The following is a 7,824-nucleotide window of genomic DNA, read 5'->3' on the forward strand; positions in this document are numbered from 1 at the left end:
CCCCTAGGGTTGATTCCAGGTAGGGTTGATTCCAGGTAGGGTTGATTCCAGGTAGGGTTGATTCCAGGTAGGGTTGATTCATGAATCAACCCTACCCAAACCCCCCGTTGGGGGCGTGGCGCCGCCCCCAAACCCCGGAGCGCATTAGCTTTTCGGTGGGATGCTTACAGCCAGCTGCTGATATATCTGTAATAATTTAAGAGTTACTAATAATTGCTGATTGTCGGTATTTCTGCAAATGTGAGATTCACTCCTGAGATTTCTGTCTTAGAATGGATTGGTATCACCTTACTGCCGCAGGATTGCTGATGATGAAAAGAGGGTTTTGGTTTGTCGTCGGGTTAGTAGTAACGATAATTCTGCTTCCTTCCCTAGTTCTTTCTAATTCCATCGGTGAACAGGGAATTTATGCCGATCGCTTGCGGGCGGAACCCTATAATTTATTAGGGCGAAAAATTGCCATCGGTCAAGTGGAAATCGGCCGACCGGCTCAGTTCGGTTATGATAAAGTGGCAGCTTGGCGACCTCCCTATAAATTAGCCGGTGTTTTTTTTCGCGATCAAATTGCCAAACCCAACACCTATCTAGATAATCACGCCGCTATGGTGGCAACGGTAATGGTCAGTGATGATAAAAAAATCCCCGGAGTGGCCCCAAAAGCGAGATTATATTCGGGGGCGGTGGGTTCTTTGCGACGCGGCGGACAACCGGAAGAATGTCTGGCTAGTCAAAATATTGCCCGACAAAATAGCGGTGATGTGCGGGCGATTAACTTTAGTTTTGGGGAATCTTTGCAAAGAGATCAAAGACAGGAACCAAAATTAGATGGTCAAGCTTTATTAACTCAATGTGTTGATTGGTCATCGCGAGTTGATGATGTTCTTTATGTAATTGCTGGTAATCAAGGTAAGGGAGGAATTCCCATTCCCACCGATCATTTTAACGGCATTACTACCGCTTATACAGCGACAAGAGAAGGAAAATTCACTAAAGTTGATTTTGCTAATATTAGTGCTTTGCCAGTGGGTATTGGTCGCAGTTTAATTAAACGGGAAATTAATGATGGTTTGCGGCGGTCAATTAATTTAGTTGCCCCCGGCAATAAAATAGAGCTTTATGACCTCAAAGGTAAATTAAATACTGTTAGTGGCACCAGTTTCGCCGCTCCTCATATTACAGCATCCGTGGCACTTTTACAAGAATACGGCGATCAACAAATTAATCAAAAAAATCCCCATTGGAGCGTCGATTCTCGTCATCATCAAGTGATGAAGGCAGTAATGCTTAATGCTGCCGATAAAATTAAAGATACGGGGGATGGGTTACGGTTAGGTATGAGACGGACGGTCTTAACTAAGGATCAAAAAACTTGGTTAGAGTCCGATGCTTATAAAGATCCGAAAATTCCTTTAGATATGCAGATGGGGACGGGACATCTTAACACTTTTCGCACCTACACACAGTTTAGTAATGGTCAATGGTCTGCCGCAGAATCTATTCCTCCTATTGGTTGGGATTACGCTACAGTTACCGCTAATGGTTATCAAGATTATGCCCTAGAGAAGCCCTTAAAAGCTAATAGTTTTGTTTCGATAACTTTGGCTTGGGATCGTTTGGTAGAACTAATCGATACTAACCGCAATAATCTCTATGATATCGATGAAAGTTTCCGGGATCGCGGACTGAATAATTTAGATGTTTATCTTTTACCTGCCCAGGAGGATAATAATGCTAAATACACCTGTGCTTCCCTGAGTGATAGTGATAGTTTAGAGCATATTTTTTGTCCTGTACCCATCTCTGGAAACTATAAAATTCGGGTTCAATATCGTCAACAAGTTAACGAGAAAGAACAAGCTTTTGCTCTCGCTTGGTGGACGGTTCCCGAATAATAAAAATGATAGTAAATCCTGTTTAAAAAGTATAGGAGAGTGGGAAGATGGGAGCGAGTTTTTAAAGTTCGATTGGCAGCTAACGGACTTGGTATAATTTAAATACCGAACAGTCTCTAAGATACACCTCGTTTTCTTTTCGGGATAACATCGTCGGGGATGCCCCAATAGTTTGATGCCTGAGACATATTATACAGCAATAATTCCGCTGGCATTTTTTCTAAAATAACTCGGTTGAAATTGGCTGGATTAATATTCATTGCTCCCATCACAGAAGAGCCAAGTTCTTTCGATAATAGCGGAATAACCGCGTTACCAATCTCACGAAAACCATGCCATATTGTGCGGTGAAACTGAAACCAATCGGGGAATGTATGTAATCTGGCGGCTTCTCGTACAGTAATACAACGAGGAATAGAATAGTGAATGGGTCTAGGAGCAGTATAGGCCCCTTTGTCACTATTAGTTCCGGCCCGGAGAGTATTACATAAACCAGTGGGAGAAAGCTTTAAAAAGCGACTTTTTGGTTCCACTGTACCCGGTTCGGTTACGATAAATCTATCAATTGATCTTTGGGTATGAACTGAGCCTATATGTCCATAGATTTTTGTATCTACTGTTCTTTGATGACAAAGTTTAAAAATATCCCCTGGCTGCACTGAATATTTTTTCCTCTTACCACTATAATCTAATTTTGATGCAGGTATGCCTAAATCAGTATCGATAAAGGCCGGTATTAATTCTAAATCTGAAATCGCATCATAGACGCTGGTAAAAGCTGATTTTTTGGCTGAGTTCAAATCGACGGTCTTGGCTAAGGGATATTTAGCCATCGTCACGTCTTTTCGACTACCAATTAAGATTAATCTTCTGCGCTTTTGTGGTGCGCCATATTCACTGGCATCAAGGATTTTAATTGGCTGATTAATTGTATAGCCAATAGCTTCAAATTCAGAGATTAACTCCTCTAAAAATTGTTTATGTTTACCCGTAGCCATGCCGGGGACATTTTCAAAAATAAAATACTTGGGTTTAATTTCCCCTACAATCCGCAGATATTCAAATACTAGAGAATTTCTAGGATCATCTATTTGTCGTTTACCAATCAGTGAAAAACCTTGGCAGGGGGGTCCACCGGCAATTAAGCTAACATCGGTGGCATAGCCTTTTAGTTTTAATAATTCCCATATTTCTCTACTTGTTACTTTGGCTATATCCCGGCAAATAGTTTGACAATAGGGAAAGTTAAAATGATGAACCAAGGAATGGACTGCATCAAACTCCACCGCTACAGCAATATCAAATCCCGCCGCTTCTAGACCAAGGGACATCCCACCGCAGCCGGCAAATAAATCGATCGCAATTGGTCTATGTTTCACTTTGATGATTAGCTCTCTATTGTCTGCCTTTCATTATACTATATTTCTGATATAGTTAACACTTTAAGTTTTATTAAGAGTGCAATTACTTGAGCAAGTTAGTAATCAATTGATCGACTTTCTCTAATTCTTGAATAATTTGTTTAACTCTTTCTAATTCGTCGGCAGGGTTAGGCGTTTTTTTCGTTTTTATTGCCGAAGAATGAGCGATTTCACCGCGTTATTCTCCAAAAGTATCCATATTTAGTAACCAAACTTGATCTAATTCATCACTATCGATGCCGATTGGTAAGAGTAATTTTAATAGGTTAGTTTCCTTAATCCCATGATTTTGATCGATAACTGATTTAAAACATCTAATCGCTATGTCAATTTTTTTAGTTATTTTTAGTTTATCTTCAGGCAGATTTTTCTTACCTTTAAGAGGAGTAAGGGTGTCGGGAGGAGCTGCCATTTCTTGACCAGAAAAAGCGATTACACATAACAAAACTCGACCAGCTTTACCTTGATTATCCCAGATATTTTTTGCTGTCTGTACTGTATCCCAAACTCGATCTTCAAGATAAGATTCAATCTCAGCATGAGCAAAAACTCGATAGGCAAAAGTTAAAGCTAATTGTCTTTCAGAATATTCATTTATCTCGCTAAATTTACGAGGTAGGAATTGTTTTTTTAGTCGATTCAATTCTTTGGTTAGTTGTCTAAATCTTAGAGATTTCGGCATAGTAAAAAAACTAACTATCTTAACCCCTTAAAAATAATACGATTGTCTTCCATCTGAGGAATATTGAAGTTAATATCTAATACTTTTGATAAAGCTTGACCCCATAAATGAAAACGATTGTAAGTTGCTCTAATACTTTTAGTAGTTTTTTCTACCGAGTTCCTAAATTCATTGTCAGGGTTAGATAATAATTCTTTAAAAGCATTTTCTATCTGTTCTTTGTTTTTCTCGGCAGCTGCTCTAATTAGATCATCGCAAAAGTAAAAAACCATCACATCTAAAATTGCTCGATTGAACTGACTTCGATAAGTTGCCGATTCAGGCAGCCAGAGACGGGAAAAGTTTTTCTCTCCAAAAATATTAATCGTTGTCTGGACAGCTTTTTCAAATTGATCAACAACATTGATAATTTCATCTGAGCGTTTTTCCCATTCTTGATTGAAATTTTGACAGGTTTTATCTAGAAGCATCTGAACATCACCTCGATAATCGGATAAATAATAATGAAAAGCTACATAACGCAATAGTATATCAGTGTCGCGCATCCGGAAATCGGGATAGGAAGATTTAAATATTTTCTTTAATGCTTGACTTTCGATCGCTCGATCATCTAAAAAATTAATAAAACCTCCTGGGTGTAATGCTTGTCTTAATTCTTGAGAAGACAAAGGGGTATTTTCCAGATTGAGACGCAGAAAAATTTTATGGAGGAAACTCTCCGTTTTCCAATTACGGATAACAATCGTGCGGATAGTTTGATTATCCAGTTGGTCTAAGAAATCATTTAAATTGAAGTCATTTTTTAGATCTTGATATTGGCAGCCATTGAGATTATCTAAAAATTCTAAATCTTTTAAAGTAAAACTATTATTAGGTGTGTCACTGTCACCATAAAACTGTAAAATTGTTAGTAGGCGTTGTTTGCCATCAAGAACGATAAATTTCCCTTTTTCCTTATTATTAGTAGCTAAGACAATCTGTGGGACTGGAAACCCTAGAATTACGGATTCAATAAATCGACTTTTACGAGTAATACTCCAAGCATCTCGTCTTTGAAAGCGCGGATTGAGTTGAATATTTTCTCGAATTAATTGATCGCGGATCGTTGCGGTAGTCCAATCACTTCCAGCAACAACAGTCTCGGAGATTTCTTTGAGTTGTAGCTTTTTTTGGTTTGCTGATTCTCCTTCAATATCTTCTTCTTCTTCCGCAAAATCCACCGCTTCTATTTCTTCCCACATCTCTAACTGTGCCATGGTAGTAATTAATCTCCTCAATTGTCTATTCTGCAAAAATCCCGCCCCAATATTTGGACGGGACTAACAATCAATCAATAATTCAATACTACTCCCATTCTATAGTTCCGGGAGGCTTAGAAGTAATATCATAAACCACGCGGTTAACTCCCTTAACTTCATTGACAATACGATTAGAAATTGTCTCCAATAAATCATAGGGAACCCGGGACCAATCGGCAGTCATTCCGTCTTCACTGCTGACTAAACGTAGGACAATGGGATAAGCGTAGGTGCGTTGATCTCCCATCACTCCCACACTGCGGACAGGCAATAAAACCGCGAAAGCTTGCCAGAAATCGTGATACATTCCCTGCTTATTAATCTCGTCGCGCACTACCCAATCTGCATCGCGCAAAATATTTAATTTATCTGCGGTGACTTCCCCTAAAATGCGAATCGCTAAACCGGGGCCGGGGAAAGGTTGACGACGAACAATTTCTTCCGGAAGACCGATCGATCGACCTAATTTTCTCACCTCATCCTTAAATAATTTTCGCAGGGGTTCGACTAATTTAAACCGGAGATTTTTCGGCAGTCCACCAACGTTATGATGACTTTTAATTTTAACCGCGACTCTTTCCCCGGTTTTGGGATCCACATTACTATCGGCCGATTCAATCACATCGGGATATAAAGTTCCTTGGGCCAGATAATCAAAGGGTCCCAAACGATTCGATTCTTCTTCAAACACCTGAATAAATTCATGGCCGATACGACGGCGCTTTTCCTCGGGATCCGTGACACCGGCCACTTGCGCTAAAAATCGCTTTCTAGCGTTGACATACTCGACTCTAATATGGAATTGCTCGTTAAATATCTGCATTAATCGTTCTGGTTCACCCTTACGCATGAATCCCTGATCGATAAACATACAGGTTAGTTGATCACCGATCGCTCGATGCAAGAGGAATGCTAAGGTAGAGGAGTCCACACCGCCGGATAAAGCCAATAAAACTCGCTTATCGCCCACTTTTGCCCTAATTTCTCGGATCGATTCCTCGACAAAAGCTTCCGTGGTCCAAGTGGGTTCGCATTTGCAGATATGATAGACGAAATTGCGAATTAAGGCGATTCCTCCCACAGAATGGACAACTTCCGGGTGAAACTGCACTCCAAAGAGTTTTTTCTTGTGATCGGCAATGGCCGCACAATCGGTATTATCGGTATGAGCGAGAATTTCAAAACCCGCGGGCAATTCCACGCAGGAATCCCCGTGACTCATCCAAGCGGTGGAACCGTCCTCGACATTGGTTAATAAATCGGTAGGATCGTTGATAAATAGGGATGCTTTGCCGTATTCGGCCCGTTTTGCCCGTTCTACCCTGCCCCCTAACTGCTGTACCATCAATTGCATCCCGTAGCAAACTCCGAGGACGGGTACACCTAAATTCCAAATTTCGGGATCACAGTGGGGCGCTCCAGGATCATAGACGGAATTGGGGCCGCCCGAAAGAATTATTCCTTTCGGGTTGATTTGTGCCAATTGTTCGGCACTGGTACGATAGGAGAGAACTTCGGAGTAAACGTTCGTTTCCCTGATTCTGCGGGCGATTAATTCAGAATACTGGGAGCCAAAGTCAAGAATGATGATTATTTGACGATTAAGGCTATTAGTGAAGGACTCTGAGGGCAAAGTCTCTTGGGGGGTGGGAAGGGGGGTTTGAGTTGTCACTACGATCAAAAAAAGAAACTGGCAGGAAAAGGTTAAAGATTTGTAAACTAAATCGGCTATTGTTCTGAAAATAAGCTACAATAGTATGGCCTTATTAGTTTCATTTTTTAAGACTAAATATTCCCACGATCATAGCACGGTCACTAGGGAGTGACTTGTAGATTTTGCAAAAATTTAAGGCCATTTTCGCTTTTGCTGATCAAAGAACGAGAGCGATCGAATAAAATACAACCGACCCTAAGATGACCGTTACTGTGGTTATAAACGTATTCTTGGCAACGGCGATCAATCGTATTAGCCATTTCTCCATAGATGCGTTCCACCCAATTATCTCCCGTTTGCCGGTCTAATTGACGCAGATATTCCAGACCGTTTTCGCTGGTGCTACTGTCAAAAATTTGCTGGAGATGGGGGGTAGCTAAACCCATTTTAGCGGCGTAGGCGGTAAGAATTTCCCGACGACCATCGGCGAGATGATGGTGAGTCTGAAAGATTCCCCCGGCAAGTTTAATTAATTTACCGTGATAACCAAACAAAAGAATTTCAGAGATTCCCTGTAATTGTGCCTCTAATAACATCGGCCCGATCCAATTGGCTGTTTTTACCAAAATATCAGGATTAATGCCCATTTGAGGGGCTAAATCTAAGCCATTTTCCCCGATACAAAACACCAAGCGATCGAAACGAAGAGATAAAATTTTTAATTGCTCGCGAAAGATTTCTAACTGTCCGGGGGCGCTGAGAGGTTGGGAAATGCCAGTGGTACCCAACAAAGATAATCCCTCTACCACCCCAAAAGCGGCGTTAGAAGTCCTTGTGGCCAGTTTTTTGCCTTCTGGAAGGATAATCGTCACTTTGA

The 7,824-nt window shown here is 40.8% G+C and carries 5 protein-coding genes and 1 pseudogene; 1 reads left to right on the forward strand and 5 read right to left on the reverse strand.

Features of this window, described 5'->3' with window-relative positions:
- The first annotated feature begins 272 nt into the window (after nt 1-272).
- Entirely contained in the window at nt 273-1,892 is a 1,620-nt protein-coding gene (locus PX481_RS11765; protein WP_288094623.1) for a S8 family serine peptidase, read from the forward strand.
- A gap of 116 nt (nt 1,893-2,008) precedes the next feature.
- Here the strand turns inward: PX481_RS11765 and PX481_RS11770 are convergent, their stop codons facing one another.
- From PX481_RS11770 to cbiD, 5 genes and pseudogenes are all read right to left on the reverse strand, one after another.
- The gene (locus PX481_RS11770; protein ID WP_288094624.1) at nt 2,009-3,271 is read right to left on the reverse strand and encodes a DNA cytosine methyltransferase; all 1,263 of its coding nucleotides are present in this window, start codon (nt 3,269-3,271) and stop codon (nt 2,009-2,011) included.
- 85 nt (nt 3,272-3,356) lie between these two features.
- Nucleotides 3,357-3,995 (reverse strand): annotated as a pseudogene (locus tag PX481_RS11775) (HEPN domain-containing protein).
- Between the two features lie 14 nt (nt 3,996-4,009).
- A complete protein-coding gene (locus tag PX481_RS11780; RefSeq protein ID WP_288027436.1) occupies nt 4,010-5,251 on the reverse strand; it encodes a DUF262 domain-containing protein in 1,242 nt (413 codons plus the stop codon).
- 88 nt (nt 5,252-5,339) lie between these two features.
- The gene (guaA, locus tag PX481_RS11785; RefSeq protein WP_043998919.1) at nt 5,340-6,965 is read right to left on the reverse strand and encodes a glutamine-hydrolyzing GMP synthase; all 1,626 of its coding nucleotides are present in this window, start codon (nt 6,963-6,965) and stop codon (nt 5,340-5,342) included.
- A 143-nt stretch (nt 6,966-7,108) separates the two neighbouring features.
- The coding region (gene cbiD, locus PX481_RS11790) for a cobalt-precorrin-5B (C(1))-methyltransferase CbiD (protein WP_288094625.1) at nt 7,109-7,824 on the reverse strand (716 nt) is incomplete at its 5' end.

It is taken from the genome of Microcystis sp. M53603_WE2 (assembly GCF_030065435.1).

Excerpts from the sequence above, each read along its gene's own strand:
- PX481_RS11780 (WP_288027436.1), bottom strand. The coding sequence starts at position 5,251 with ATGGCACAGTTAGAGATGTGGGAAGAAATAGAAGCGGTGGATTTTGCG.
- PX481_RS11765 (WP_288094623.1), top strand. The coding sequence starts at position 273 with ATGGATTGGTATCACCTTACTGCCGCAGGATTGCTGATGATGAAAAGA.